Source organism: Paracoccus denitrificans (assembly GCF_900100045.1).
Lineage (GTDB): Bacteria > Pseudomonadota > Alphaproteobacteria > Rhodobacterales > Rhodobacteraceae > Paracoccus > Paracoccus denitrificans.
In genome coordinates this window covers 1-25,805 of the sequence record NZ_FNEA01000037.1, presented here as the reverse complement: position 1 = coordinate 25,805, position 25,805 = coordinate 1, and the positions used below count along the sequence as shown (strand labels likewise).

Annotated in this window: 26 protein-coding genes; 10 read left to right on the top strand and 16 right to left on the bottom strand. The window is 64.7% G+C overall.

The window, feature by feature from the left end:
- Positions 1 to 65: 65 nt before the first annotated feature.
- Genes BLT64_RS22485 through BLT64_RS22450 form a run of 8 tightly spaced genes read left to right on the top strand, consistent with a single transcriptional unit; the run spans position 66 to position 6,860 of the window.
- Positions 66 to 1,088 carry a proline racemase family protein gene (locus tag BLT64_RS22485; protein ID WP_011747376.1) on the top strand — a complete coding sequence of 341 codons (1,023 nt, stop codon included), beginning with the start codon at positions 66 to 68 and terminating at the stop codon, positions 1,086 to 1,088.
- Between the two features lie 12 nt (positions 1,089 to 1,100).
- Positions 1,101 to 2,768 carry a choline dehydrogenase gene (locus BLT64_RS22480; protein ID WP_011747375.1) on the top strand — a complete coding sequence of 556 codons (1,668 nt, stop codon included), beginning with the start codon at positions 1,101 to 1,103 and terminating at the stop codon, positions 2,766 to 2,768.
- On the top strand, positions 2,765 to 3,310 hold the full coding sequence (locus BLT64_RS22475; protein WP_011747374.1) for a cupin domain-containing protein: 546 nt from the start codon (positions 2,765 to 2,767) through the stop codon (positions 3,308 to 3,310). The genes BLT64_RS22480 and BLT64_RS22475 overlap by 4 nt, the downstream gene beginning before the upstream one ends.
- Positions 3,311 to 3,315: 5 nt before the next feature.
- On the top strand, positions 3,316 to 4,113 hold the full coding sequence (locus BLT64_RS22470; protein WP_011747373.1) for an alpha/beta fold hydrolase: 798 nt from the start codon (positions 3,316 to 3,318) through the stop codon (positions 4,111 to 4,113).
- Positions 4,110 to 4,907, top strand: a complete 798-nt coding sequence (locus BLT64_RS22465; protein ID WP_011747372.1) for an aspartate dehydrogenase — start codon at positions 4,110 to 4,112, stop codon at positions 4,905 to 4,907. The genes BLT64_RS22470 and BLT64_RS22465 overlap by 4 nt, the downstream gene beginning before the upstream one ends.
- Before the next feature lie 3 nt (positions 4,908 to 4,910).
- On the top strand, positions 4,911 to 5,672 hold the full coding sequence (locus BLT64_RS22460; RefSeq protein WP_011747371.1) for an SDR family oxidoreductase: 762 nt from the start codon (positions 4,911 to 4,913) through the stop codon (positions 5,670 to 5,672).
- 4 nt (positions 5,673 to 5,676) lie between these two features.
- On the top strand, positions 5,677 to 5,991 hold the full coding sequence (locus BLT64_RS22455; RefSeq protein WP_011747370.1) for an NIPSNAP family protein: 315 nt from the start codon (positions 5,677 to 5,679) through the stop codon (positions 5,989 to 5,991).
- Positions 5,991 to 6,860 carry a DMT family transporter gene (locus tag BLT64_RS22450; protein WP_011747369.1) on the top strand — a complete coding sequence of 290 codons (870 nt, stop codon included), beginning with the start codon at positions 5,991 to 5,993 and terminating at the stop codon, positions 6,858 to 6,860. The genes BLT64_RS22455 and BLT64_RS22450 overlap by 1 nt, the downstream gene beginning before the upstream one ends.
- A gap of 7 nt (positions 6,861 to 6,867) precedes the next feature.
- Here the strand turns inward: BLT64_RS22450 and BLT64_RS22445 are convergent, their stop codons facing one another.
- The gene (locus BLT64_RS22445) at positions 6,868 to 8,085 is read right to left on the bottom strand and encodes a metal-dependent hydrolase family protein (RefSeq protein WP_011747368.1); all 1,218 of its coding nucleotides are present in this window, start codon (positions 8,083 to 8,085) and stop codon (positions 6,868 to 6,870) included.
- Complete coding sequence (locus BLT64_RS22440; protein ID WP_011747367.1) at positions 8,082 to 9,038, bottom strand: amidohydrolase family protein; 957 nt, start codon at positions 9,036 to 9,038, stop codon at positions 8,082 to 8,084. Before BLT64_RS22440 ends, BLT64_RS22445 begins: the two co-directional genes overlap by 4 nt.
- Positions 9,039 to 9,131: 93 nt before the next feature.
- On the opposite strand from BLT64_RS22440, the gene BLT64_RS22435 reads away from it, so the two are divergent.
- Complete coding sequence (locus BLT64_RS22435) at positions 9,132 to 10,085, top strand: LysR family transcriptional regulator (protein ID WP_011747366.1); 954 nt, start codon at positions 9,132 to 9,134, stop codon at positions 10,083 to 10,085.
- A 6-nt stretch (positions 10,086 to 10,091) separates the two neighbouring features.
- On the opposite strand, the gene BLT64_RS22430 is transcribed toward BLT64_RS22435, so the two are convergent.
- The 14 genes from BLT64_RS22430 to BLT64_RS22365 all read right to left on the bottom strand — a co-directional run bounded on the left by BLT64_RS22430 (position 10,092) and on the right by BLT64_RS22365 (position 24,925).
- A complete protein-coding gene (locus tag BLT64_RS22430; protein ID WP_011747365.1) occupies positions 10,092 to 11,306 on the bottom strand; it encodes a sugar ABC transporter permease in 1,215 nt (404 codons plus the stop codon).
- Complete coding sequence (locus BLT64_RS22425) at positions 11,299 to 12,096, bottom strand: ATP-binding cassette domain-containing protein (RefSeq protein ID WP_011747364.1); 798 nt, start codon at positions 12,094 to 12,096, stop codon at positions 11,299 to 11,301. Before BLT64_RS22425 ends, BLT64_RS22430 begins: the two co-directional genes overlap by 8 nt.
- A 32-nt stretch (positions 12,097 to 12,128) precedes the next feature.
- Positions 12,129 to 13,202 (bottom strand): substrate-binding domain-containing protein, encoded by a 1,074-nt coding sequence (locus tag BLT64_RS22420; RefSeq protein ID WP_011747363.1) that lies wholly within the window; start codon positions 13,200 to 13,202, stop codon positions 12,129 to 12,131.
- A 171-nt stretch (positions 13,203 to 13,373) separates the two neighbouring features.
- The gene (locus BLT64_RS22415) at positions 13,374 to 14,993 is read right to left on the bottom strand and encodes a GMC family oxidoreductase (RefSeq protein ID WP_011747362.1); all 1,620 of its coding nucleotides are present in this window, start codon (positions 14,991 to 14,993) and stop codon (positions 13,374 to 13,376) included.
- Positions 14,994 to 15,181: 188 nt separating this feature from the next.
- The gene (locus tag BLT64_RS22410; RefSeq protein ID WP_049792301.1) at positions 15,182 to 16,381 is read right to left on the bottom strand and encodes an MFS transporter; all 1,200 of its coding nucleotides are present in this window, start codon (positions 16,379 to 16,381) and stop codon (positions 15,182 to 15,184) included.
- Positions 16,382 to 16,768: 387 nt separating this feature from the next.
- Positions 16,769 to 17,491 carry an amino acid ABC transporter ATP-binding protein gene (locus tag BLT64_RS22405; protein ID WP_011747359.1) on the bottom strand — a complete coding sequence of 241 codons (723 nt, stop codon included), beginning with the start codon at positions 17,489 to 17,491 and terminating at the stop codon, positions 16,769 to 16,771.
- Positions 17,488 to 18,159: an amino acid ABC transporter permease gene (locus BLT64_RS22400; RefSeq protein WP_011747358.1), complete on the bottom strand. Its 672-nt coding sequence runs from the start codon at positions 18,157 to 18,159 to the stop codon at positions 17,488 to 17,490. The genes BLT64_RS22405 and BLT64_RS22400 overlap by 4 nt, the downstream gene beginning before the upstream one ends.
- On the bottom strand, positions 18,149 to 18,814 hold the full coding sequence (locus tag BLT64_RS22395; RefSeq protein ID WP_011747357.1) for an amino acid ABC transporter permease: 666 nt from the start codon (positions 18,812 to 18,814) through the stop codon (positions 18,149 to 18,151). Before BLT64_RS22395 ends, BLT64_RS22400 begins: the two co-directional genes overlap by 11 nt.
- Before the next feature lie 9 nt (positions 18,815 to 18,823).
- Positions 18,824 to 19,669, bottom strand: a complete 846-nt coding sequence (locus tag BLT64_RS22390; RefSeq protein ID WP_011747356.1) for an ABC transporter substrate-binding protein — start codon at positions 19,667 to 19,669, stop codon at positions 18,824 to 18,826.
- A gap of 308 nt (positions 19,670 to 19,977) precedes the next feature.
- Positions 19,978 to 21,066, bottom strand: a complete 1,089-nt coding sequence (locus tag BLT64_RS22385; RefSeq protein WP_011747355.1) for an ABC transporter ATP-binding protein — start codon at positions 21,064 to 21,066, stop codon at positions 19,978 to 19,980.
- Positions 21,067 to 21,069: 3 nt separating this feature from the next.
- Positions 21,070 to 21,888, bottom strand: a complete 819-nt coding sequence (locus BLT64_RS22380) for an ABC transporter permease (RefSeq protein WP_011747354.1) — start codon at positions 21,886 to 21,888, stop codon at positions 21,070 to 21,072.
- Positions 21,885 to 22,730, bottom strand: a complete 846-nt coding sequence (locus BLT64_RS22375) for an ABC transporter permease (RefSeq protein ID WP_011747353.1) — start codon at positions 22,728 to 22,730, stop codon at positions 21,885 to 21,887. The genes BLT64_RS22380 and BLT64_RS22375 overlap by 4 nt, the downstream gene beginning before the upstream one ends.
- Positions 22,731 to 22,787: 57 nt before the next feature.
- Positions 22,788 to 23,915, bottom strand: coding sequence for a polyamine ABC transporter substrate-binding protein (locus tag BLT64_RS22370; protein ID WP_011747352.1), 1,128 nt, complete (start codon positions 23,913 to 23,915; stop codon positions 22,788 to 22,790).
- A 116-nt stretch (positions 23,916 to 24,031) separates the two neighbouring features.
- Complete coding sequence (locus tag BLT64_RS22365) at positions 24,032 to 24,925, bottom strand: LysR substrate-binding domain-containing protein (protein WP_011747351.1); 894 nt, start codon at positions 24,923 to 24,925, stop codon at positions 24,032 to 24,034.
- A 99-nt stretch (positions 24,926 to 25,024) separates the two neighbouring features.
- On the opposite strand from BLT64_RS22365, the gene BLT64_RS22360 reads away from it, so the two are divergent.
- Positions 25,025 to 25,805: creatininase (locus BLT64_RS22360; protein WP_074810671.1), on the top strand; the 781-nt coding region annotated here is incomplete at its 3' end.

The following is a 25,805-nucleotide window of genomic DNA, read 5'->3' as shown; positions in this document are numbered from 1 at the left end:
CAGGAAGGGGGTCGCTCCGTCAGATACGGAAAACGTTTACAAACTATCTGAACGGGAGGCTCGCCATGCGTTTCAGGCGAATGGTCAATGTCGTCAGCGCCCACGCCGCCGGAGAACCCAACGACGTTATCACCGGCGGCGTGCTGAACGTGCCCGGCCGGACCATGTTCGAGAAGATGACATGGTTGCAGGACAAGGGCGACGACCTGCGCCTGTTTCTGCTCAACGACCCGCGCGGCAAGGTCAGCCTGTGCATGAACCTGATCCTGCCCTCGAACGATCCCAAGGCGGATTTCGGCTTCGTCATCATGGAATCGGACTACTATGTGCCGATGTCGGGCACGAACACGATCTGCACCGCGACCGTGGCGCTGGAAACGGGCATGGTGCCGATGACCGAGCCCGAGACCCGCATCGTGCTGGAGGCACCCGCTGGTCTGGTCCCCGTCACCGCGAAATGCCGCGACGGCAAGGTCGAAAGCGTCACCTTCGACAATGTGCCCTCGTTCGTCTTTGGCCTCGATCAGGCTATCGAGGTGCCGAACCTCGGCAGGCTGACGGTGGATGTCGCCTATGGGGGGATGATCTATGTGCTGGTCGATGCCGCGGCGGTCGGCTTCGAGATCAAGCCCGAGGAGGCCCGGCACATGGTCGAGATCGGCGAGCGCATCAAGGCAGCCGCCGCCGAACAGCTTCCCGCCATCCATCCGGAAAACCCCGGCATCCACACCATCAACCAGACGCTCTTCGCCGGCCCGCTGTTGGAAACCGAACGCGGCAAGGTCTCGAAGAACGGTGTGATCGTCTCGCCCGGGCGGCTTGACCGCTCGCCCTGCGGCACCGGAACCAGCGCCCGGCTGGCGGTCCTGCATGCCCGCGGCCAGATCGCCGAAGGCGAGACTTTCATCCATCAAAGCATCATCGGCACGGAGTTCACCGGCACCGTCACCGCCACCACCAAGGTCGGCGTGTTGCCCGCGATCCGCCCCGCCATCACGGGCACGGCCTGGATCACCGGATTTCACCAGCACGTGCTGGATCCCAGCGATCCATTCCCCACCGGCTACCGCCTGAACGACACCTGGTAAAAGGACCGCCTCATGGCCACGCTTCTGCGCGCCCCGAAGCGCAAGAAATACGATTACGTCGTCATCGGTTCCGGCTCTGCGGGCAGCGTCATGGCCGCCCGCCTGGCCGAGGACGGCAAGAACCGCGTCCTGCTGCTCGAGGCCGGCCCCTCGGACCAGCATATCCACATCCGCATGCCCGCCGCCCTGGGGCTGCCGCTGGGCAGCGACCGTTTCAACTGGCGCTTCGAATCCGAGCCCGAGCCGGGCCTGAACGGCCGCACCATCCTTGAAGCGCGCGGCAAGGTTCTGGGCGGCTCATCCTCGATCAACGGCATGAACTGGGTGCGCGGCAATCCCTGGGATTACGACAACTGGGCGGCGATGGGGCTGGAGGGCTGGTCCTATGCCGAGATCCTGCCCTATTTCCGCCGCGCCGAAAGCTTCGACAAGGGCGCCAACGACTATCGCGGCGACAAGGGCCCGATGCTGGTGGAGACCTGCAAGGCCGAAGGCCCACTCTACGACGCCTTCATCCAATCCGCCAAGCAGGCCGGCATGCGGCATGTCGAGGATCACAATGCCTATCGTCAGGAGGGCGTGCACATCACTCAGCGCAATGTCGGCAAGGGCATCCGCTGGAGCAGTTCGCAAGGCTATATCCACGCCCGCGGCAACCAGCCCAACTTGGACGTGGTGGTGGGCGGCCGACTGCTGAAGATCAATTTCTCGAACAGGCGGGCGACCCGTGCCGACATCCTCGTCAATGGCGAGCGGCAGTCGGTCGAGATCGACGGCGAGATCATCCTTTGCGCCGGCGCGCTGAACTCGCCGCAACTCTTGCAGCTTTCCGGCATCGGCCCGGCTGACATGCTGCGCAGCGTCGGCATCGAGGTGCTGGCCGACATGCCGGGCGTGGGCGCAGGGCTTAAGGACCATGTCGCCGCGCCGGTGCAGTATCGCGCCACGCAGAACGTCTCGGCCGCCCGGCACCTGAACAACTTCGGCAAGCTCAAGCTGGGCCTGCAATGGCTGCTGGCCAAGAAGGGCCTCGGCGCCACGAATTTCTTCGAGGTCGGCGTCTTCATGCGCACCCGGCCGGAAATCGCCGTGCCGAACGTGCAATTTGAATTTGTCCCCATGCTGGGCGAGATGCAGCACGGCAGCGTCAAGTTGGAGAACGGCTTCCAGTATTTCTTCAGCCTGATGCGGCCGAAAAGCGAGGGCCGGGTGTGGCTGCGCGACGCCAACCCGCTGTCCGCGCCGCGCTTCGTGTTCAACTATTTCGCGCATGAGGAGGACCGCCGCGACGCCATCGACGCCGTGCGCGCCATCCGGCATGTCGTCTCGCAGCCGGCCTGGGCCCCCTATCGCGGCGAAGAAGTCACGCCCGGCAAGCAACTCCAGACAGATGAGCAGATCATGGAGTTCCTACGCCAGGAGGCTGGGACGAACTATCACCCCAGCTGCTCGGCCCGCATGGGCAATGACGACAACTCCGTGGTCGATGCCCAGGCGCGGGTGCATGGGTTCGACAACCTGCGCGTGGTCGATGCCTCGATCATGCCGGAAATCGTCAGCGGCAACCTGAATGCGCCCGTCATCATGATGGCCGAGAAACTGTCCGACGTCGTGCTGGGCAAGCAGCCTCTGCCGCGCTCGGAAGCCCCTTATTACCGCCCCGAAGGAGATGCAGCATGATCCCGCCGAAAAAACCCGAATGGGCCGCCGATCCCGAAAACAACCTGGGCCAGGTGCTGGTTCTCGGCCCGCAAGAGGGCAAGAATTTCTACCAGCCCGTGCCCGCCAACGGCAATATCTCGGTCCGCATCGCGCCGGAATTCGTCGATATCCAAAGCCCGTTCAGCATCGGCACCCAAACCCTGCCGCCCGGCGGCTATGTGCGCGAGCATTCGCACCCCGAACATGACGAAGCACTTCATTTCATCCGCGGCACCGGCAAGGCCGTGGTGGACGGCGTCGAATATACGATCGAGCCGGGCGTGACGATCTTTGTCGGCAGGAACCGCCGCCACATGTTCATCAACAACTCCGATGCCGAGCTGCATTGGTTGTGGTTCATCCAGCCCAACGGGCTGGAGGTGTTCTTCGAAGAGGTCGGCCGGCCGGTGATCCCCGGAGAGCCCGATCCGACGCCCTTCCCCCGCCCCGACAACGTGCTGGAGATCGAGCGCCGCACCGCCTTCGCACCGCAGCCCACCGACCAGCGCCGGCCGGAGTAAACCCGATGCCGGTCCATGTCGCCGATGACGGCTGCCGCATCCATTGCCAGCTGGACGGCAACGGCCCCCCTTGCCTGCTGATTCCGGGCCTGGGCGGCGAGGCCGGATTCTGGCAAGGGGTCGCCTCCACACTTGAAAACGATTACCGGTTGATCCGCATCGACCATCGCGGCGCCGGCGCCAGCGATCGGCCCACGGGCGGCTATTCCATCCCTCGCATCATGCGGGACGTTCTGGGCGTGCTGGACGATCTGCATATCCCGCGTGCTCATGTCGTCGGACATTCGACCGGCGGTATGATCGCGCAGACCCTGGCGGTCGAGGCGCCCGAGCGCGTCGCCGGCCTCGTGCTCAGCGGCACATGGGAACGGGTGGATACCCGTTTCACCCGGCTGTTCCAGGCCCGGCTGGCGCTGCTGGAACAGGCCGGGCCGATCGCCTATCACAAGCTGACCCAGGCACTCGGCCATGACGCCGGCTGGATCGAGGCCAATCGCGCCGCGCTGGACGCCGAGCTTGAGCAGGCCGAGGCCCGCCTGCAACCGATCGCGGTGCAGGCCGCCCGCATCCGCATGCTGATGGAGCATGATGTATTCGACCGGCTGGGCCGGATCACCGCGCCGACGCTGGTGATAGGCGGCAGCGACGACGCGCTGATCCCCTTCGCCTCGTCGGAGCGGCTGGCGGCGGCGATACCGGGCGCGCGGCTTGCCTCGCTTCCGGGCGGGCATTTCTTTCCCAGGGCCTATCCGGCGCCCTACGCGGCGCTGCTGGCCGGTTTTCTCAAGGAGATCGACATATGACCTCTCCGCTCATCGTTTCGATCGGTTTCGGCGCCATGGCGCGCAGCCTTGCCGCGTCGCTGGAAAAGGGCGGCAGCGGCCTGCGCCTGGGCGGCTTCCTGTTGCCCGAGCACCTGCCGACCGACGCCCCCGCGGGGATGCGGCGCTGGAACAGCGTCGACGACCTGATCGCGGCCAGGCCCGATCTGGTCATCGAATGCGCCACGCATGCGGCCGTGCGCGAAACCGTGCCGCAGCTTCTGGAAGCGGGTATAGACGTGGTGATCGTCTCGATCGGCGCGCTTGGCGATGCCGGAACCGTGGCGCGGATCGAGGCGGCGGCCAAGACGGGCCGTGCGCGCGCCATCGCGGTCTCGGGTGCCATTGGCGGGCTCGACGTGTTGCGCTCGGCCAAGCTCGCCGGGCTCGACAGCGTCGCCTATATCGGCAGGAAACCTCCCACAGCATGGAAGGGCACGCCGGCAGAACGGCTTCTGGACCTGCCGAACCTCAAGGAGGCGACCGTCTTCTACGAGGGCGATGCCGTCGAGGCCGCCCGCGACTACCCCAAGAATACCAACGTCACAGCCGCCGTGGCTTTGGCGGGGCTTGGTTTCAAGGGCACCAGAGTGCGGCTGATCGCCGATCCCGCCGCATCCGGCAACACGCATGAACTGGAAGCCAAAGGCGCCTTCGGCAGCTTCCACATCCTGCTGAACAACAAGCCGCTGCCCGAAAACCCGAAAACCTCCTGGCTTGCGGCGCTCAGCGTCGAACAGGCGGTGTTGCGTCATTTCAGCTCTCTGGAGGTTTGAACCATGGATATGCATCTCAAGGACAAGGTTGTCCTGATCACCGGCGCCGGCGCCGGCATCGGCGCCGCCACGGCGAAGCTGTTTATCGAGGAAGGCGCCAGGGTCGTGGTCGCCGACTATCTGGGCGATGCTGCCGAACAGGTCGCGGCCGAGCTGGGCGAGAACGCCCGTGCCTTCACCGTCGACGTCTCCAAGGCCGAGGCTTGCAAGGCCATGGTCGATTTCACCGTAGCCGAGTTCGGCGGGCTGGACGTTCTGGTGAACAATGCCGGGCGCGGCTCGCTGGGCACCGTCGAGACCCAGGACGAGAACGATTGGCGCAGCATCATCGACGTGAACCTGACAGGCGTCTACCTGTGCAGCAAATATGCCGTGCCGGAGCTGCGCAAGCGCGGCGGCGGCGCCATCGTCAACACCGCCTCGAACATCGCCATGGCGATGGCGATCCGGGACCGCGCCGCCTATGTCGCGGCCAAGGGCGGCGTCGCCTCGCTGACCCGCGCCATGGCGCTGGACTTCGCAGCGGACAACATCCGCGTGAACTCGGTGGCGCCGGGCGTGATCTGGTCCAACTATTACAACAAGATGCTGACACAGGTTCCCGATCCCGAGGCGTTCAAGGCAGGGCTGCGCGCCCGCGCGCCCTCGAACAGCTGGGGCGAGCCCGACGACATCGCCTCGGCCATCGTCTGGCTGGCCTCGGACCGCGCCCGCTTCGCCGTCGGCACCATGCTGACCGTGGATGGCGGCGCCTCGATCTGGTGATGCGATGATCCTCGAGGAACGCGACTATCGCATCGTGCAAGGCATGACCGGGCCTTTCCTGCAGGCTTATGAAACGCTCGGCCTGCCGGTGCAGCGCAAGCATCTGGGCGAGCCGGTGGGCTTCTTCACCACCGATATCGGCGAGTTGAACCATGTCGTCTCGATGTGGCGCCATGACGATTACGCGCAGCGCAGCGCGCGGCGGGCAGCCATGTTGGGCGATCCAGACTGGCCGGCCTATCTGGCGGCGATCAAGGGCATGATAGAGGTCCAGACCGTCCGCATCCTGGCACCGGCGCCGTTTTCCCCGCTGCGCTGATGCCGACTGCAAGGTCCGACAACTGGCGCGGCGCCGGCTTCATGCTGCTGGCGATGGCCGGTTACGGGCTGAACGACCTGATGGTCAAGTTGGTCGCCGCGCACCTCCCCGCCGCGATGATCCTGGCCATCAGGTCGGCCATGGCCGTGCTGCTCTTGCTGGGATTGCTGGCGCTGCGCCGCGAGATCTGGCAGATCCGCGCCAGCCTCACGGGCCGGGCAATGCTGCGCGCATTGCTGGATACCGGCGCCACGATCAGCTATGTCCATGCACTAACCGGCCTGTCGCTGGCCAACGCAGCCGCGATCTACCAGATGACCCCCATCGTGTTCATGCTGGCCAGCGCCGCCCTGCTGCGCGAGGCGATCCCGCGCAGCGGCTGGATCGGCACCGCCCTGGGCTTTGCCGGCGTGCTGTTGGTGATCCGGCCCGACGGTGCCATGCTCGACCCGCATGCGCTGGCGGTCGTCGTCGCGGTCCTGTGTTCGGTCGCACGCGACCTGCTGATGCGGGGCAGCCTGATGCCCTCGCCCATCTGCCTGGCGCTGCTGAGCGCGGTCTGCACCAGCCTTTTCGGATTGGGCGCGTTGGCAACCGGCGGAGCGGTCGCGCCGGAGCCCGTGCAGGTCGGGCTGCTGGTACTGGCGGCGACGGCCATAGCCGTTGGTTATGTCTTCCTGGCACTGGCCACCGCGACGGGGGGAAGCGGCTTCGTCTCGCCCTTCCGCTACAGCATCCTGGTCTATGCGACCATCCTGGGCATGGTGGTGCTGGGGCAATATCCCGATGCGCCGGCGCTGCTGGGGATCGGGCTGATCCTCATGGGCGGTATCGCCGTCGCACTGCCCCGCAGCCGGCCACGGCCCTAGCGGCCACTCACGCCGCCTCGCGATAGATGCGGCCGTCCTTCATGATCAGCGACAGGTTCTCGGGCGCCTGCAACAAATCCAGATCCTCCAGCGGATTGCCTTGCAGCGCAATCAGGTCGGCGCGCAGCCCCTCCTTCACCCGGCCGATCTGGTCCTGCATGTTGAACAGCGCCGCGGCGTTGCAGGTCGCCTGCCGGATTACCTCGGCCGCAGGCAGCACTTCGCCGCGAATGCGGAACTCCAGCAACTGATGGCGGTGCAGCGGCCCGATCAGGTCGGTGCCATAGACCATGGGCACGCCATGCCGGGCGGCGATTTCCAGTTGCCGCGGCCCGGCGTCCAGCACCGGCCTGATCTTGGCGTGAAGCTCGGCCGGCATGCCGACCTGCAAGCCTTCCTCCCACATGGTGGTATAGGCCGAGAGCGTCGGCACCAGATAGGCCCCGCACTCGCGCATCAGTGCCGCGGTCTCGTCGTCCAGGAAATTGCCGTGCTCGATCGAGCGCACGCCGCATTCCACCGCATGCCGGATGCAGCGGTTGGTATAGGCATGCGCCATGACATAGGTCGAGGCGTTCTCGGCCTCCTCAACCGCCGCGCGGATCTCCTCGCGCGAGAACTGGACGTAATGGATCGGGTCGGTATAGGAGGCGATGCCGCCGCCGACCATCAACTTGACCTGATGCGCGCCGCGCCGGATCTCGTCCCGCGCCGCCGCCCGGACCTCGGCCACGCCGTTGCAGATGCGGCCAAGGCTGGGGACATAGTAATGGTCGTCATAAGCGGTCTCGCCCGGGCCCCGCATGTCGCCATGGCCGCCCGATTGCGACAGCGCCTTGCCGGAATAGAGGATGCGCGGACTGGGGATCAGGTCCTCCTCGACCGCGCGCGCCAGGCCAAAATCGGCGCCGCCCGCATCGCGCACGGTGGTAAAGCCGCGCATCAGCATGTCCCGCAGAATCGGCATGGCCCGGATCGCGGTATAGAAGGGCGACCATTTCGTCAGCAGCGCGAAGCTGTTCATCGGCACGATGACATGGACATGCGCGTCGCACAGCCCGGGCATCAGCGTCCGGCCCTTCAGGTCGATCACCCGCTCGGCCGTCCTGGCGCGGCTGCCGACCTCGGCGATGCGCCCCTCGGCGATCAGCACGTCGCAGGTCGCGGACAGGCTGCCGGCATCGACATCGAGGATGCTGGCGTTCTTCAAAAGGGTCGTGGTCATGCCGTGAGGTTCCGTTCATGCAGGGGGGACAGGGCCGCCGGGCGATAGATCCGCACCGCCGTGCCCGAAAGGATCGCCATGCGCTCGGCGACCGAATAGCCGCGCGTCACGGCGAGATAGCCGTCGAAGATCGTGCGATAACTGCGAAACAGCCGGTCGACCGGAAAGTTCGAACCCAGCATGACCCGATCCGCGCCGAAGGCCCCGACCGTCACATCCATGACATGCCGCAACTCGGTCAGCGTCCAGTCCGGCTTCAGCATCGCCAGGCCCGACACCTTGACACTGACATTAGGCAGTTCCGCCAGCCGTGCCATGCCGGCACGCCAGGCCCGCAGATCGCCGTCGATCAGCCCGTCGGGCATGCCCGCCTGGTTCAGCACGATCTGCGTATCCGGGAAGTCGCGCGCCAACCGGGCGGCATCGCGCATCTGGCCGGGAAAGACCTGCAGGTCAAAGGACAGGCCCGCCGGCCCCAGCAGGGCGAAGCCGCGCCGCCAGGCGGGATCGTCCATCAGGTCGCAGCGCACGCCGTAGCTGAGGCGCGGGTTCTGGTGCCAGGCCAGGATCTGCCGCACGCCGCGGAACAGGGGCGAGGCCGCCTGATGCGCCTCGATCAGCGCCGGCGCCTCGGGCGACGCCAGATCGACCGCGCCGACGATGGCGTTCGGAAAGCCATGCGCCCGATGCGCCGCATCGGCGAAGCGCGTCTCGCCCACCGGGTCGCGCGGATCGAATCCGCCATCCAGATGCACCGTGCCGATCAGGTTCAGCCCGGCACTGTCGGCCAGGAAATCGCCGGCCAGATAGTTGCGGCGGATCGCGCCGGTGTCGCCGACGATGCTGGGCGTGCCCGGCCGCAGCCAGGGATAGTCATGCGCATCGAGATCCCAAAGATGGTGATGCGCATCGATGATCGGCGGGGTTTCTGCGGGATTCATGGGCTTTTTCATGGTTCCTTCTCTGCGGCCAGACTGCGGCGCGACCGGGTGGATTGACAATCGGGCGGCAGTTGTAATCCCATGACTGAAAATCATGAGGCCGGCATGAAGACCCCGAATCCCGCCCCCCGCGACGCCGTCGAGCGCGAGGGCGACCTGCCCTCGGTCAGCGCGCTGCGTGCCTTTGTCATGGCGGCGCAGTTCCGCAGTTTCTCGCGCGCGGCAGATGAGCTGGACATCACGCAAAGCGGCATCAGCCGCGCCGTACGCAGCATCGAGGACATGGCCGGCACCCAGCTTTTCGAGCGCACGGGCCACGGGCTGGTGCTGACCGAGCCGGGCAGCGTCTATTACGACGAGATCACCTCGATCCTCAGCGAGTTGGGCGCCGCGACGCTGCGGCTGTCGACCTATGCCGAAGCGGCGGACCAGTTGACCATCGCCACCCTGCCCAGCCTCGGCGGGCGCTGGCTGGCGCCGCGCATCGGCCGGTTCATCGCCCAGAACCCGGCCATCGAGGTCTCGATCACCGCGCAGATCGGCCATTTCGATTTCGAGGGCAGTTCGATCGACGCGGCGATCCATTACGGCAACGAGGTCTGGGCGGGCTGCCTCAGCGAGATGCTGATGGACGAGGTGCTGATCCCATTCTGCGCGCCGGCGCTGCTGCGGGGCACGGTGCCGCAAGCCCGGCTGCTGCTGGACCTGCCGCTGATCCAGCACCTGCATCGCCCCACCGCCTGGCGCGAGTGGTTCCGCGAGGTCGGCATCGAACATCCGAACCCGACGCGCGGCATGCGGTTCGAACAGTATCAGATGGGGATCGAGGCGGCCAAGACCGGCCTTGGCGCGATCCTGATGCCGCCCTTCATGGTGTCCGAAGAAATCCAGAACGGGCAGCTTGTGGCCCTGCACAACCTGCCCGTCGCCTCGCCTTGGCGCTATTACCTGGTCTATCCCAAGGCCAAGCGGTCCAAGCCGGCCGTGCAGAAATTCCGCAGCTGGATCCGGGCCGAGGCACGGCGCAGCCTGCAACAGACCGCGCAGATGATCGGCTGACCGCGCCTATCTCGCGCCGCCGCGGCGCGACAGCAGCGCATCCAGCACCACCGCCAACGTCAGGATCGCGCCCTGCACTTCGAGCCGGGTCTGGGTCGAGGCGTTGATCAGCAACATGCCGTTCGAGACCGAGCCGATGACCAGGGCACCGATCAGCGCCGCCCAGACCGAGCCGCGTCCGCCGAACAGGCTGACCCCGCCGATCACCGCCGCCGCGATGGCCTCCAGCAGCAAGGTGGTATCGGCCGAGTCGGGCGAGACCCCCAGCACCCGTCCCGCCGCGATCATGCCACCAAGCGCCGCGAACAGTCCGGTCAGCGTAAAGGCGGCGATGCGCACCAAGGGCACCGAGATCCCTGCCCGCCGCGCCGCCTCCGCATTGGCACCGACAGCGTAAAGGTAAAGGCCGAAGCGCGTCTGGGTGGTGACATAGGAAAACGCCGCCAGCAGCACCAGCAGGAAGGCGACCAGGCCCGGCACGCCGCGATAGGCGTTGAACACCGCGACGGCGGCCGCCCCGGCAATGGCGATGGCGGCTGTGGGCAGCAAGACCTCGCGCAGCAACGAGCCTCCAAGCGCCTGCTGATGGTTCGCCCGCCAGGACTGCCAGGACAGGAATCCGTAAAGCGCCGTCATGGCGACGAGCAGCGCGATGCCCATGCCGGGCGACAGATACAGCGTCGCGATCTTGCCCAGGGGCGTGCCGACCAGCGAGATCAGGTTGGTGCCCTCGGGCAGCAGGTCAAGCAGGATGCCTTGCAGGATCAGCGACATGCCCAGGGTCACGATGAAGGCAGGCGCCCGGAACCAGGTGACGATCACCCCCTGCAAGGCGCCGATCCCGGCCCCCACGCCCAGGCCGACCAGGATGGCGATGCCGATATCCACGCCGGCATTGACCGCAAGCCCCGCCGATATGGCGGCCGAAACCGCCCCCGAAGCGGCAACCGACAGGTCGATCTCGCCGATGACCAGCACGAACATCAGCCCCAGCGCCACGATGGCGGTCACCACGATCTGCAGCGACAGGTTCGAAAGATTGCGGGGGCTGATGAACAGCGGGTTCGCCCAGCTGAAATAGGTCCAGATCAGCGCCAGCGCGATAAGCACCGGCACCATGCGCCAGCGCGTGGCCAGCGCAGTCATCAGGTCGTGGCGGTTCATGCGGGGAAATCCTGTCCTGCCCGAGAGGGCCTTGGGGTCCGAACTCAGGTCAGCCATGGGCGAGCTCCTTGCGCAGGGCGGCAAGTTCGGCCGCGTCGAGCGCTCCGGTCATCGCGGCGATCAATTCGTCGCGGCTGTAGCCGCCGCGCGTCACCTCGGCCACCTTGCGGCCAAGGCGCAACACGACCACGCGGTCGGCGATCTGCTGCACATCGCCGATGTCATGCGAGATGATGACGACCGCCCTGCCCTGCGCCTTGAGCCGCTCGATCAGCGCCAGCACCTGCTTGCGCTGCGCCACGCCAAGCGCGGCGGTCGGCTCGTCCAGCAGAACCACCTGCGGGTTGGCCAGGATCGAGCGGCAGATCGCCACCGATTGCCGCTGCCCGCCCGAAAGCGAGCTGGAGGGGACCCGCGTATCGCGGATCTTGACGTCCAGGTCGGACAGCACCTCGCGGGCACGCTTTTCCATTCTGGCGCGGTCCATGCGGCGACCCTTCCACCAGGGCAGGCAGATCTCGCGCCCCAGGAACAGGTTCTGCACGGTGTCCAGATTGTCGCAAAGTGCAAGATCCTGATAGACGGTCTGGATGCCCGCAGCGGCCGCATCCTGCGGTCCCTTCATCGCATGGGTCCGACCGGCGACGATGATCTCTCCCGCGTCCGGCTGCTGGATGCCCGAGATCGTCTTGACCAGCGTGGACTTGCCGGCACCGTTATCGCCGACCAGAGCCACGACCTCGCCCGGCCAGACGGCCATGGAGACATCGGTCAGCGCCGCGACCCCGCCAAAACGGACCGAGACATTGCGCACTTCAAGCACGGGAGGAGGAGTGTGGGTTGCCATTGCCATTCCCTGTCGATTGTCACGCCCGGCCGTCATTGGCAGAACGGGGCCTGTTTCCCGATGCCGCGGCAAAGCTCGTCGCGGGTGTAAAGCCCGGCGTCGATCACGGTTTCCTGCACGTTCTCGGGGGTGATGAAGATATTCGGCTCGATCCGGGCCGGCACGCCGCCCTCGGCATGGCCGTTTTCCCAGGTGCCGTTGACCAGCCCCTCGGGCGCGGCTTCGCCTTGGGCGGCAGCCACCACGAGTTGCGCCGCCGCATCGGCCATCGCCTGGTAGGGGGGCGCCATGTCGGCCTTTTGCCAGCCCAGCAGCACGCGCTGGATCCCCTCCAGCGTGGCATCGTAGCCACCAAAGATCGGCACCTCGCCGACCAGATCCTGCGCCGCCAGCGCCGCGATCACGCCCCCGCCGATATCGTCGTTCATGACCACGACCCCATCGACCTCGTTATTGGTCCGGGTCAGGCATTGCTCCATGTTCTTCTGCGCATTGGCGGCAAGATAAAGCAGCGCATCGGCCCGGCAGGCGATCTCGACCTCGCCCGAGGCGATCAGCGGCTCCAGATATTTGTCGAAACCCTTCATCTGCTCGGCATAAAAGGCGAATTTCGGATCGCCCAGCATCAGCGCCAGCTTGACCGGGCGCGTTTCGGGCAGGTTCTCGGCCAGATATCTGCCCTGCGCCTCGCCTATATCGGCAAAGGGCACCGAGACGTGATAGCTGACCGGGCCGGGACCGGGATCATGGGCATAGGTGACGACCGGCACGCCGTCGGCCTCGGCCTTGGCGAGGATGCTGGCCGAGCGCGGCGGATCGACCGAGATCAGGATGATGCCGCGCGTGCCGCTGGCCAGCGCCGCATCGGCCTGCGCCATCTGCGCCTGCATGTCGTCATTGGCGTTCAGCACCTTCAGCTCGACCCCGGGCGCGTGCCGGGCGACGGCAGCGGTGATGTTCGGAATGTCGAACTTGGCGATCCGGCTGGTGGTGACGTTCGGCACCAGCAGATAAATCGAGCCGGTGAGCGCGTCCGCTGCTGCGGCCGGCAAGGCGCCCAGCCAGCTTGCGCCGAGCATGAGCGATGCGGTGAGGAGTTTCTTCATCTTCGTTCCCTGTCGATGTGACGTGCTGAGTGATGGGCGCAGCAGGTTCCGACCATTGTCGCGGGTCTTTTCCGGCCTTGCCGGCGCCCGCCTGTCCTGTTGCCCGGAAAGGCTAGCGCCGGGCGCGGCGCACGCTCAAGCCGCGCGCCGTCATTGCTGCATGAGCCTGGCTCATGACGCGCCCAGCATCATGTCGGCCGCCTTTTCGGCGATCATGATGGTGGCAGCATTGGTATTGCCGCTGACCATGGTCGGCATGATCGAGGCGTCGGCGACCCGCAGCCCGCCGATGCCGTGGACCCGCAACTGGTGATCGACCACGGCCATGGGATCCTGCCCCATCCTGGCGGTGCCGCAGGTATGGTGCCCGATGCCCGAGCTTTGGCGGATATACTGGTCCAGCTCGTCGTCCGAGCGCATGTCAGCGCCCGGTGCCAGTTCCTCGCCCCGCACCGCATCGAAGGCGGGCTGGGCAAAGATGCGGCGCGTCTCGCGGATCGCCGCACGGGTCAGCGCCAGGTCGGATTCCTCCGACAGGAAGTTCGGATCGAAGACCGGCGGCGCCTTGGGATCGTTCGAGGCCAGCCACATCCGCCCCCGGCTCTCGGGCCGGTTCGGCCAGACATGGGTCACGAAACTGTGCCCCTCCAGCCGGTCGGCCCAGGGCATCCAAAGCCGCAAGCCGCTGCCCGGATACCAGGGGATGAACACGGCCTGAAACTCGGGCGCGTCCACGCCATCTCGCGAGGAAAAGAAGCCCCCTGCCTCCAGCGGGCTTTGGGTGATCTGGCCGCGTTTCAGCAGCACGCCCTGCAGCATCGCCGCCGCCAGCCGATGCACCCGCAGCGTGCGCGCAAACGAGATCGGCTGCTTTGCCGCATGCGCGACCGAGACGTTCACATGATCCTGCAGGTTCTTTCCGACACCCCGCAGGACATGGGTGACGGAGATGCCATGCGGCGCCAGATCTCGCGGATCGCCGATCCCCGACAGCATCAACAGCTTGGGCGAGTTGAAAGAGCCCGCCGCAAGCACGATCTCGCGCCGGGCCATGGCGGTTTCGATCTTGCCGCCGCGTTCATATTCGACGCCGACCGCTTGCCCGTCGCGCAGGATCACGCGGCGCACCAGCGCCCCGGTCGCGACATGCAGGTTCGGCCGCGCCATCGCCGGCCGCAGGAATGCCCGTGCCGTAGTCATGCGGCGACCCTCGGCAATGTTGAAATCGTAGATGCCGAAGCCGTCCTGCGAGGCACCGTTGAAATCCCCGTTCAGCGGATGGCCGGCCTGCGCGCAGGCTTGAAGGTAAATCCGCGTCAGCGGGTTCACCATCGGCGGCTTCGCCACCGGCAGCCGCCCCTCGGTGCCATGATAAGGGCTTGGGGTGCCGCGATAATCCTCGGATTTGCGGAAATAGGGCAGCACATCCTCATAGCCCCAACCGGGATTGCCGAGTTGCCGCCAATGGTCGAAATCCGCCGGATTGCCGCGAATATACTGCGCCCCGTTGAAGATGAACGAGCCGCCCAGCATCCTGCCGCGCGGAAAGAGCTGGCGGCGGCCGTTCATGCCCTGCTGCGGCAGGCATTCATAGGCCCAGTTGTTGGCCTTGAACGAGAACAGCTTGGCAGCCAGGAACGGCAGGTCATAGGGCAGCACATGCCTGCCCGCCCCGGCCTCCAGCAGCAGAACCCTGTCGCCACCTTCGCTGAGCCGTGCCCCCAGGACCGAGCCGGCCGAGCCGCCGCCCACCACGATGAAATCGTATTCCGCTGCATTTCCGCTGCTCACGCCGATCCTCCTGTCCCGATCCGGTCTGCGGCAGGCTGCGCAATCCTTCCCGTCCCGGCAAGATGGGCCAGGGCGCAGAGGCATGACTTTGACTCATGCCTGGCCGTCACCATGCCCGCCGCGCCGGAAATGCCGAAACCGCCCCGGGCCATGCAGGCCGGGACGGGGGAATGCCGGGATGCGGTGGCCTATGGCACCGCAATCTGCGCCGAGGATTTCAGTGCCGTAACCAGGCGGCATCCCAGTGCGATGATCAGCATGGCACCCAGGATCAGCAGGAAGGCGGTTTTCAGGCCCTGATATTCCGAGACCAGCCCCAAGGCCAGCGGGCCGCAGATATAGCCGATATAACCAATCGTGTTGACCAGCGCGATGCCAAGCGCCGGCGCCGGGGGGATCGCGGCCGCAGCCCGGGTAAAGAACATCGGCGTGCAGTTCGCCAAGCCGAACCCTATGGCGGCAAAGCCGATCAACGCGGCCCAGTGCGACGCTACCGTCACTGCCAGCAGCACGCCCGCCCCAGCCAGCAGACCACCCGACACGACCACGCACTCGGCTCCGAAACGGCGGATGGCAGCGCTGCCCAGCAGCCGGCCGATGGCCAGAGCAAGCTGGAAGGCGGCAAAGGCATTGGCAGCCGCCGCAGGATCGGCCTTGACCACGTCGCACAGATAGACGCCGCTCCAGCCGTTCATTGCATTCTCGACGAACAACGCCAATGCGACGAAGACGCCCAAGATCACGATCGCCGGCGAGCGCAGGATATGGCGGGTGATGGCGCGATTGCCGCCCTGCGACGTTTCGGCCGCGGGCTTCAGATTGCCCAGCATCACCCAGCCAAGCATCAGCACCGCCACCATCGCGATACCGCCCACCGTCAGCGAGGAATAGGCCCCGCCGCTGGCCCGGATCAGCTGTGCAGCGAGCGACGCCCCGGCAAAGCCGCCGAAATTATAGGCGGCGTGAAACGAGGGCATGATCTCGGCCCGCCATTGCCGCTCGACCAGCGAGGCATGGGCATTCATCGACACGTCGATGAAACTGTTGGAGGCGCCAAGCGCCAGGATGGCCAGCAGAAAGCCGGTGTATTGCGTGGCGAAGCCGACCATCTGCAGCGCCAGCGCCAGCATGACCGCGCCAAAAAGCATGGTGGCGCGGGTTCCGAACCGCGTCGCCACCAGACTGCCGATCACGACGAAGATCACCGTGCCCAGCCCCTGCAGGCCCAGTGCGGTGCCCAGCCGCGCATCGCTGAGCGCAATCAATTCCTTGAGCAGCGCGATGTTTGAAAAGAACAGCGCCAGAGCCATGCCATTCACAAAGAACACGGCCGTGGTCGCTATCCGCGCCCGCCGGATGTCGGGCGGGATCTGGAACCTGTCGCGCATGATGTCTCCTCCTGTCGCGCTGTCGGGATGGAGCATCCTCTAATCCCGAATCACCCTTATGTAAACGTTTACTTTCATGATTGCCCCACTCCAGCACCCGGCACGAACGGATTCCGATCAAGCTTGATCAGTCCGGCCGCAGGTTGCGCTGATGGTCAGCGGCCTGCGCGACTGGATGCGGGATGCGTGCGCCGGATGTCGAAGTGCCACCCCGTTGCAAAGGTGGTCAACCACATGTTCGGATAGAGGGCGCCTGCCGGATTTCCGGCGAGCAGAGAGCGTGGCGAAAGAATACGCAGTTGCGGGCATTGAAACCTGCCCGCCGCCGGAAATCTGCCGAAACACCTTCAGATACGTGATCGGGCTGCCTGGCAATTGTCGCAGCGCTCAGCCCGCGCGAGAAACAAAGGCCCGCAGCCTTTCGGACTTGGGGTTGCCGAATATCTGCTGGGGCGGGCCGGATTCAGCGATCACTCCTTCATGGAAAAAGACCACCCGATCGGCGACCTCGCGGGCGAATTGCATCTCATGCGTCACCAGAATCATCGTCATCCCCTCAGCGGAAAGCTGGCGGAGCGTTGCCAGAACCTCGGCCACCAGTTCGGGATCAAGCGCCGAAGTCACCTCGTCGAACAACATATATGACGGGCCCATGGCAAGCGCGCGGGCAATACCCAGACGCTGCTGCTGTCCGCCCGACAGCGCGGTCGGATAGACATCGGCCTTGGCCAGAAGACCGACCCGCTGCAATTGTGTCTCGGCGATGGCATTGGCCTGGTCGCGAGACACGCCCAACACCTTGGTCAGAGCCAGCGTTACGTTCCGGCGCACGGTCATGTGCGGGAAGGCATTGTAGCTTTGGAAGACGATGCCCAGCTTGCGGCGCAGATGGTTCAGGTTCGTCGCCTTGTCAAAGACGCTGATGCCATCCACGATGATCTCGCCCGAGGAAATGGTTTCCAGGCCGTTGATGCATTGCAGCAGGGTGGACTTGCCCGAGCCCGAAGGCCCGATCATGGCCACGACCTCGCCTTTGTCGATGGTCAGGTCGATCCCTTTCAGAACCTCCAGCGAGCCATAGCTCTTGCGCACCTGTTTGATCTCGATCATCGCACGGCACCTCCGTTCATCATGTGCTCAAGCCGCCGCCCCAGCATCGAGAGCGGAAAGCAGATCAGGAAATAGAACACGGCGGCCAGCGACAGCAGCGGCAGCGGGTCCTGCGTCCGGGTAATGATGTTCTGCGTTGCACGCAGAAGCTCGACATAGCCGATCACTGCAACGACCGATGTGTCCTTGACGATGCCCAGGATGATTCCCAGCCAGGACGGAAATCCCTGCCGGATGCCCAAGGGCAGGATCACATACCAATATTCCTGGAAACGCGTCATGCCCAGGCCGCGCGCGGCGCGCCGTAGATTGCCCGGCACGGCTTGCACGGCCTCGCGCACCACCTCGGAAATATAGCCCGCGGCAAAAAGACCAAGCGCGACCGTCCCGGCGGTAAAGGCACTGATGCGAAAGCCCAGCACTGCCAGCCCGGAATAGATCAGCGTCACCTGCACCAGCAGCGGCACACAGCGCAGGCTATCGGTCACCGTATCGAGCAGATGTCGCAGCCCGCGCCAAGGCATGAGTTTCAGCAGCCCCAGCGCCACACCCAGCAGCGTTGCCAGCACACCGGCCGACAGCGTCATCAGAATCGTGCGCCAGGCGCCTTCGGCCATCAGCCAATAGTCCTGCGGGGAGATCCCCGATGCAAACATGTCAGGCGGCATGGCGTGCGCCTCCAGGCTTGAAACGGTTGGCCAGAAACAGCACCAGTTTGGCCAGGATGAAGTAGATTACGGCAATGGCCAGGAAGAACTCGAAGGTCTTGAAGGTCCGGGACTGGTAATCCATCGCAACGCCGCTGAGATCGTAAAGTCCGATCAACGCACCCAGCGAAGTATTCAGAAGCGCCCAGATGAACTGGTTGCCGATCGAACTGAACGTATTGCGGAAAACCTGCGGAAAGACGATGTAGCGATAGGCACCAACGGGACCGAGACCCAGCGAGCGAGCGCCCTTCATCTGGTTCGCGTTCACGCCATTCAGGCCGCCGCGAAAGATCTCGGCGAGATAACCCGCGTTGTTGAAGCACAGTGCGATGCCGACAGCGAGCCAAGGCGAAAGGAAGATGCCGAAGGCACCAAGCCCGTAGAAGAAAAAATAGATCTGGGCGAGACAAGGCGTGTTCCGCGCAAGCTCGATCCAGGATCGCGACAGGCAAGCGACCAGCCCCTTGCCGTTCCATGATCCGACGGCAAGGGGCATTGCCAAGACGATGCCGACCGCCATCGTAACGATGGCAATCGACAGGCTCAGCGCAGCCCCTCGCATCAGATCGGGCAAAGCGTCAAGGACGATGCCGAACTGAAAGTTGTAGCTCATTGCTCGTTCTCAGTTTCCCGGCTGCAGGCTGGGGGCATCGGTGCCATAGTATTTCTGGTAAAGTTCGGCATAACGGCCGCTGTCCACCTGCCAGAAGATGAACAGGTTCAACCAGTCGCGCAGACCATATTCGCCTTTCGGCACCGCAATCGAGGTCCAGTCGGTAAAGCCGGGCACGTTGCAGCAGATCTCCAGGTCCACGCCTTGGGGCGAAGCCTTCAGCGCAGACATGAACGAGTTTGTCTCAATCATTGCATTTGCGCGACCCTGGCGCACAGCGGTGATCTGTTCGGCATTGTTCGCCAGCGACAGATTCTTGCAGCCCTCGGACCAACCGTTACAGGCCGCCAGATAGGCAGTTTCAGGCAGAGTTCCGCGAACCAACGCGACGGATTTGCCCTTGAGTTCGTCAAAGCCAGAGATCTTGTTGGCGCTGCCTGTCACGACAACCAGCTTGCCGACGTTATAGGGGTCGGTGAAAGTCACGGTCTTGGCTCGCTCCAGGGTTGGTGTAGTGCCACCAACGACGATGTCCACCGTTCCCGAAACCAAGGCCGGCACCCGCTGCGGCGCCTGGGTCTCGACGATTTCCGGCTTGACGCCCAGCTGCGTGGCAATGTCATTGCAGGTCTCGACATCGAAGCCAGCCGGGTTGCCCGAAGCATCGCGGTAGCCTAAAGGCGGGAAATCAAGCATCACGCCACAGCGCAGCGCACCGCTGGAAACGATATCATCCAGCTTATCCGCCGATGCCGGGGTCCCCACTAGGAAAAGCGGAAGCGCCGCGATGCCGAACACTGTACAAACTTGACGAAACTGTAGAAATTTCTCTTTATTTTTCACTATCTTGATCATTTCACACTCCCTCTTGATCGCGACAATCACAGATGATTCCGAATCGCAGTGCCGTGATAGAAAACGTTTTCTTTGTTTGGGTCAATACGTCGCAATTGGGCGCATGCCATATGTTCCCAACCCACCAATCCCGGTCATGCCTTCGAGGGACAGGCCGTTACGCTGGGTTCGGCGATCTGCATGACTGGCTGCTATCCGAACGCGCCCGGATGTCGAAGCACAACCCCGTCGCCAAGGCCATTCAACTACATGCTCGAGGAAGGCGGCCAGGACCGCCGGCCAGGGGCGGCGGCGCGTCACGTCCCGGCCTATTCTGGCACGAGATGTCCATCTGCGGGAAGCCATGACAAGTGAAAGGAACGGCCCACGGCCAGCGGAAGGTCGGCCAGTTCTTCATGCGATTTCTGCACCCGTATTTCCTGTCCCGCGCCGGTTTCGAAATAGATGGTGGCGGTGGCGCCGACGAATTCCTCGCCGATCATGCGCGCCTCGACCATGTTCACCGCGTCTGCCGGCGGTTGAAGATGGATCTGCATCCTGGTGTCCAGCACCGTCAGGCTGGCCGATTGCCCTGGCATTGCCGAGGCTGCCGCATCTTCGGCAAGCAGGAAATGGCCGCTGGCCGTGGCGATGGCGGCACGGCCGCTCCGGTCCTGCTGCAACTGGCCCGGGAAAATATTGGACGACCCCAGAAAATCCGCGACGAAGCGCGTGCGGGGCGTGCGATAGATTTCCTGCGGTGTGCCGATCTGTTCGATCTTGCCCCGGCTCATGATGACGACCCGGTCGGCCATCGAGAAGGCTTCGGACTGGCTATGCGTGACATAGACGAAGGTGATGCCGGTCTCGCGTTGCAGGTTCTTGAGCACCGATTGCATCCGTACCTTCAGCGCCGCATCCAGCGCCGAAAGCGGCTCGTCGAGCAGCAGGATATCGGGCTCGACCACCAACGAACGCGCCAGGGCGACACGCTGACGCTGGCCGCCGGAAAGCTGGCCAATGTTGCGGCTGGCGAACTCGGCGATCTGCATGCGGTCCAGCCACTGTTCGGCCCGGCGCCGGCGCTCGGCCCGGCCTATGCCGCGCATCTTCAGCGCGAACTCGACATTCTCGATCACGTTGAGAAAGGGAAACAATGCCAGGCTCTGCCAGACCATGGGCGTGTCGCGGCTCCAGCTCGGCAGGTCGTTGATCGGCCTGCCGGCCAGGCGGATGATGCCCTCGCTGGGCGCCTCCAGCCCGGCCAGCATGCGCAGCGTCGTGGTCTTGCCGCAGCCGGACGAGCCCATGATGGCAAGGAATTCCCCCTTGTGGATCTGCAGATCCATCTTTTGCACGGCGGTATAGCTGCCGAAACGCTTGGCGACGCCCTCGAAGGAGACCAGTGGTTCTTGCATCGTTCATTCCTTGCCGGTTGCGGTGCCGCGTCCCGACAGCAGCAGCTGCGCCAGGATCACGAGGGTCATCGAGGTCACGAAAACGAAGGTGCCGATGGCGTTGATGCGCGGGCTGACCTGGCCCTGCAGGAAGCCCAGCACCTTGACCGGCAGCGTCTCGTTCAGGCCCGAGACGAACCAGGCGATGGCGAATTCGTCGAAGGACACCGCCATGGTGATGAACAGCGCCCCCAGGATCGCCGGCCGGGCGAAGGGGATGATGACATGGCGCATCGTCGCCCATTCCGAAGCGCCGAGGTTCCAGGCCGCCGGCTCCAGCGAGGGATCCATCTGCGACAGGCGCAGCCGGATCACCGCCATGGCGAAGGGGGCGCAGATCACCACATGAGCAATGATCACCGACAGCGCATTGCCCGACAGGTCGATGCGCGACAGATAGGCCAGCATGGCCAGCCCCATGATCACCACCGGAATGGTCGGCGGCAGCAAGGCCAGCGCCAGATAGACCTGCTTGCCGAAGAAACGATAGCGGTAGTCCGTATAGGCGGCGCCGAAGCCGAGCGCGGTCGAGACGACCCCCACTACGCCGCCGATCAGCAGGGTGTTGCGCAGCCCGTCCCAGACCAGCGGATCCGCCGCGACGGCGCGATACCATTCGGTCGAGAAATGCCCCAGCGGGATCGATGGGAAACGGTCCGAATTGAACGAAAAGACGAAGCTGGCAAGGATCGGCGCGAAAACGAACAGATAAGCGAGGACCACGTAAAGCTTCAGCGCGCCGTCGATCAGCGGATTGCGGTTCAGTTCGTTTTCCTGGTTCATTGCGCACGTCCCTTGTAGGCAAAGCGGACCGAAAGGAAGGCCACCACCAGCAGCGTCGCGATCATGGTCAGCGCGATCACCGCGGCGCGGGGCCATTGCTGGCCGGATTTCGTCGTGTCGGTGATCAGAATGGACAGCGTGGTCGGATCGCCTCCGCCCAGATAGATCGGGCTGACGAAATCGCCGAAGCAGAGGATGAAGCTGAACAGCGCCGCGATCACCAGCCCGACGCGGGCCGAGGGGATCACCACCGCAAAGACCGTGCGCAGCCTGCCGCAGCGCATGTTGTGCGCAGCCTCGATCAGCGTGCGGTCGATGAAGACCAGGCTGAAGAGCTGCAACAGGACGACCAGCGGAAAGCTCAGCGTCAGATAACCCACCATCGTCGCTCCGACGGTGTTGAGCAGCCGGAACGGGCCAAGCCCCAGCCAGCCCAGCATCACGTTGATGATGCCGGCATCCGAAAGGAAGACCTGCCAGGAATAGACCCGCACCAGATAGCTGGTGAAGAACGGGATCACCATCAGGAAGATCGCCCAGCGGCGCGCGGCGGGCGACAGCTTGAAGGCAATGGCGTAGGCGCAGGGAAAGGCCAGTGCGCTGGTCAGCGCCGCCGCCGCGGCGGCAAGGGCCAGCGTCGTGCCATAAGCCTGCCAGAAGACCGGGCGGCCATACATGGTCACCCAGTTAACGGTATCGAATCCCGGCTCCATGCGGAAGTTCCGCACCGTCCAGAAACTGAGCGCGACCAGGAAGACCAGGGGAAAGACGAAGAACAGAAGCTGCCAGATCAGCAGCGGCAGCGAGAAGGTCAAACCGTAAAGCGAGATATGGCGTCGCATCGGGGACTCCGGCGGGGGCATACGGGGCGGCCGGCACCGTCTCCGGCCACCCTGGGCTCAGGCGCTCTTGTAATCCGACCAGAAATCGTTCCACTCCTCGAGCGATTGCTGCACCGGGAGCTGCCGATACTTGATGCGGCCCGAACGGATCAGGTCCATGGCATTGCCTTGTGCGGGGACCATGCCCTGGCGCGCCGCCTCTGCCGGGTTTTCGGCATTCAGCACCTCCCAGCCCTTCTGGTTCGGGATCAGGCAGGGATAGGCCGCCATCTGCGCCGATTTCGCCTGTCCCTTGGCCGAGGTGATATACTGAATCCACTTCTTCGCCAGTTCGGCCTTGGACGAACCCTTGCCGATCGAGAAGGATTCGGTGAATTGCAGCCCGCCCTGTTCAGGAATGACTGAGCGGACCTTGGCACCGTTCCTTTCCAGCGTCCCGGTGATCCAGTCGCCGATGCCCGCAAAGGCCAGCATCTGCCCGTTGTTCAGCGACGAGAAGGTGCCGCCATAGTCAAAGAAGCCGCCGATCTGCCGCCGCAGGGTCATGGTCTTTTCCTTGACGGCATCCCAGGCGGCCGTGTCGATGTCATAGGGGCTGGCATTGCCGTTCAGCAGGCTCATCTGCCCCAGGTTGGGCAGGTGCCAGTCGAAATGCCCGACCTTGCCCTGCAGGCCCGTGTCCCAGAACACGTCGTAGGTCGAGGCCTGCGCCTCGGTCATGGCATCGGTATTGTAGGCAACGCCAAGAAAGCCAAAGCGGGTGATGACCGAATAAAGCGTATCACCGTCCCAATGACCCGGAAAACGATGGAACTCTGGGAAGAATTCGTCGAAGGGATAATCGGCGGGATCGAGAGGCTCGATATAACCGGCCGCATTCAGCTGCTGGACATATTCGGCATCCGACAGGATGACATCGAACGTGCCGGGCGGGCTTTGCGAGATCAGGCCCAGCATGTTGTCGCCGCCGGTATAATATTTCGGCACGAACTTGACGTTGTTCTCGGCCTCGAACTCGGCCACGATGTCGGGCTCGGCATGGCCGTACCAGGCCAGCATGGTCAACTGCGTCGGCGCGGCAAAGGCCCGGCGCGACAGCATCGGCGTCGCCAGCGCCGCGACCCCCAGCGACAGCGCCGCCCGGCGCGACATCCCGGGGCGCGGACCCCGTTCATCCTGTGTCATATCATCACCCTGTTCGATTGTTCTGATTGTTTGATGCGATCAGGCTAGGAGATCGTGCCGCACATGCAAAATCGGATCTTCCAATCCTGATATTTGCGTGCGTTATGCCATGGCCTTCACACCGAAACCGCATGGATGCCGGAGCCGACCCTGTCCAGGTCGGCCACCAGGTCGCTGACCAGTTGCAGGCCCGCCGCCGACAGGCGGGGATGCTTGTAGAACAGCCCGACCCGCAGCGGCTCCAGCGCCGGAAAGCCGTCGGCTTCCGTCAGCATGCGCATGCCGGACAGCATGGTGGCACGGGTCAGCGCGGTCACGCAAAGCCCGTTCCTGACCGCGTTCTGCAAGCCCGAGATGCCGGGGCCGGTATAGACGATGCGCCAGCGCCGCTCGACCGCATCCAGCGCCTGGATCATGCGGGCGCGATAGTCGCAGCCCTCGGGATGCGCCCCCAGCGGGACCGGTGCATGGGCGGGCAGTTGAAAGTCTTCGGCCGCGGCCCAGATCGGCTGCTCGGTCCACATGCGCGACAGGTAGGGCATGCGCGCCGTCGGCATCACCGCCACGATGATGTCCAGGTCGTCCGAGCGCAGATGCTGGTGCAACTCGCGGGAGAGGTCGCAATGCACCTCCAGCTCGACCTCGGCGTGCCCGCGGATATAGCGGGTCAGCGTGCCTTGCAGGAAAGCCACCGCGTAATCGGTCGGCAGGCCGATGCGCAGCACCCCGGTCTTGTCCGAGCGGTGGAAGTAACTCACCGCCTCGTCGTTGATGCGCACCATCTCGCGCGCATAGCTCAGCAGCGCCTCGCCGGCCAGGGTGGGCAGGATCGCGCGGCCCTCCTGCGTCAGCAATGGCGCGCGCACGAGTTCCTCCAGCCGCCGGATCTGCAGCGAGATCGCGGGCTGGCTGCGTCCCAGCGCCGCGCCTGCCCGCGAATGGCCGCCCAGTTCGACCACGGTGATGAAGGTGCGCAACAGATCGGTGGGCAGGTTGGTGATGCCGGCCATGGATTTACCTCCGCAATGCAGCGATTGCGACTATATATTTCATTTATAATCAACGGGAATTTCTAATTCCGGCATCCCTGCTTTCCCATAAGGTGCATCATGCCGCAGAAATCGCCATTCGCCGCCGAACTCGCCTGGCCAGATTATGACGCCGCCGTAAAGGACGGGGCCACGCCGATCCTGATTCCCGTCGGCTCGATGGAACAGCACGGCCATCACATGCCGCTGCATGTCGATGTGCTGCTGCCCACCGAATTCGCGCGCCGCGTCGCACTGGAAACCGGCGGGCTGGTCGCGCCGCCCTTTACATACGGCTACAAGTCGCATCAGAAATCCGGCGGCGGCAACCATCTTCCCGGCACCACCAGCCTTGACGGCGCCACGCTGGTCTCGGCGCTGCGCGACGTGATCAAGGAGTTTGCCCGGCACGGTGTGCGCCGGATCTGCATGGTGAACGGACATTACGAAAACTCCTGGTTCATCATCGAGGGAATCGACCTTGCCCTGCGCGAATTGCGCTGGGACGGCATCACCGGCATGAAGATCGTCGTGCTGTCTTACTGGGATTTCGTCGGCGAGGCGGATATTTCCCGGCTCTATCCCGACGGTTTTCCCGGCTGGGAACTGGAGCATGGCGGGGAGCTGGAAACCTCGCTGATGCTGGCGCTTTACCCGACGCTGGTCGATCTGAGCCGTGCAGTCGATGTCGAGCCGGCGCAATTCCCGCCTTACGACGTCTACCCCGCCAAGCCGGAATGGACGCCCGCATCGGGCACGCTGTCCTCGCCCAAGGACGCCTCGGCCGAGAAGGGCGAGTTGCTGCTCGAGGTCTGCACCAAAGGCATCGTCGCCGCATTGCGGGCAGAGTTCGGCACCCCCT

What these genes read in the sequence shown, in the direction of transcription:
- BLT64_RS22430 (WP_011747365.1), bottom strand. Translation starts at nt 11,306, where the DNA reads ATGGCTGACCTGAGTTCGGACCCCAAGGCCCTCTCGGGCAGGACAGGA.
- BLT64_RS22485 (WP_011747376.1), top strand. Translation starts at nt 66, where the DNA reads ATGCGTTTCAGGCGAATGGTCAATGTCGTCAGCGCCCACGCCGCCGGA.
- BLT64_RS22440 (WP_011747367.1), bottom strand. Translation starts at nt 9,038, where the DNA reads ATGAAAAAGCCCATGAATCCCGCAGAAACCCCGCCGATCATCGATGCG.
- BLT64_RS22370 (WP_011747352.1), bottom strand. Translation starts at nt 23,915, where the DNA reads ATGACACAGGATGAACGGGGTCCGCGCCCCGGGATGTCGCGCCGGGCG.
- BLT64_RS22375 (WP_011747353.1), bottom strand. Translation starts at nt 22,730, where the DNA reads ATGCGACGCCATATCTCGCTTTACGGTTTGACCTTCTCGCTGCCGCTG.
- BLT64_RS22460 (WP_011747371.1), top strand. Translation starts at nt 4,911, where the DNA reads ATGGATATGCATCTCAAGGACAAGGTTGTCCTGATCACCGGCGCCGGC.
- BLT64_RS22365 (WP_011747351.1), bottom strand. Translation starts at nt 24,925, where the DNA reads ATGGCCGGCATCACCAACCTGCCCACCGATCTGTTGCGCACCTTCATC.
- BLT64_RS22385 (WP_011747355.1), bottom strand. Translation starts at nt 21,066, where the DNA reads ATGCAAGAACCACTGGTCTCCTTCGAGGGCGTCGCCAAGCGTTTCGGC.
- BLT64_RS22475 (WP_011747374.1), top strand. Translation starts at nt 2,765, where the DNA reads ATGATCCCGCCGAAAAAACCCGAATGGGCCGCCGATCCCGAAAACAAC.
- BLT64_RS22410 (WP_049792301.1), bottom strand. Translation starts at nt 16,381, where the DNA reads ATGCGCGACAGGTTCCAGATCCCGCCCGACATCCGGCGGGCGCGGATA.
- BLT64_RS22465 (WP_011747372.1), top strand. Translation starts at nt 4,110, where the DNA reads ATGACCTCTCCGCTCATCGTTTCGATCGGTTTCGGCGCCATGGCGCGC.
- BLT64_RS22455 (WP_011747370.1), top strand. Translation starts at nt 5,677, where the DNA reads ATGATCCTCGAGGAACGCGACTATCGCATCGTGCAAGGCATGACCGGG.
- BLT64_RS22425 (WP_011747364.1), bottom strand. Translation starts at nt 12,096, where the DNA reads ATGGCAACCCACACTCCTCCTCCCGTGCTTGAAGTGCGCAATGTCTCG.
- BLT64_RS22400 (WP_011747358.1), bottom strand. Translation starts at nt 18,159, where the DNA reads ATGCCGCCTGACATGTTTGCATCGGGGATCTCCCCGCAGGACTATTGG.
- BLT64_RS22420 (WP_011747363.1), bottom strand. Translation starts at nt 13,202, where the DNA reads ATGAAGAAACTCCTCACCGCATCGCTCATGCTCGGCGCAAGCTGGCTG.
- BLT64_RS22470 (WP_011747373.1), top strand. Translation starts at nt 3,316, where the DNA reads ATGCCGGTCCATGTCGCCGATGACGGCTGCCGCATCCATTGCCAGCTG.
- BLT64_RS22390 (WP_011747356.1), bottom strand. Translation starts at nt 19,669, where the DNA reads ATGATCAAGATAGTGAAAAATAAAGAGAAATTTCTACAGTTTCGTCAA.
- BLT64_RS22380 (WP_011747354.1), bottom strand. Translation starts at nt 21,888, where the DNA reads ATGAACCAGGAAAACGAACTGAACCGCAATCCGCTGATCGACGGCGCG.
- BLT64_RS22395 (WP_011747357.1), bottom strand. Translation starts at nt 18,814, where the DNA reads ATGAGCTACAACTTTCAGTTCGGCATCGTCCTTGACGCTTTGCCCGAT.
- BLT64_RS22480 (WP_011747375.1), top strand. Translation starts at nt 1,101, where the DNA reads ATGGCCACGCTTCTGCGCGCCCCGAAGCGCAAGAAATACGATTACGTC.
- BLT64_RS22450 (WP_011747369.1), top strand. Translation starts at nt 5,991, where the DNA reads ATGCCGACTGCAAGGTCCGACAACTGGCGCGGCGCCGGCTTCATGCTG.
- BLT64_RS22405 (WP_011747359.1), bottom strand. Translation starts at nt 17,491, where the DNA reads ATGATCGAGATCAAACAGGTGCGCAAGAGCTATGGCTCGCTGGAGGTT.
- BLT64_RS22435 (WP_011747366.1), top strand. Translation starts at nt 9,132, where the DNA reads ATGAAGACCCCGAATCCCGCCCCCCGCGACGCCGTCGAGCGCGAGGGC.
- BLT64_RS22445 (WP_011747368.1), bottom strand. Translation starts at nt 8,085, where the DNA reads ATGACCACGACCCTTTTGAAGAACGCCAGCATCCTCGATGTCGATGCC.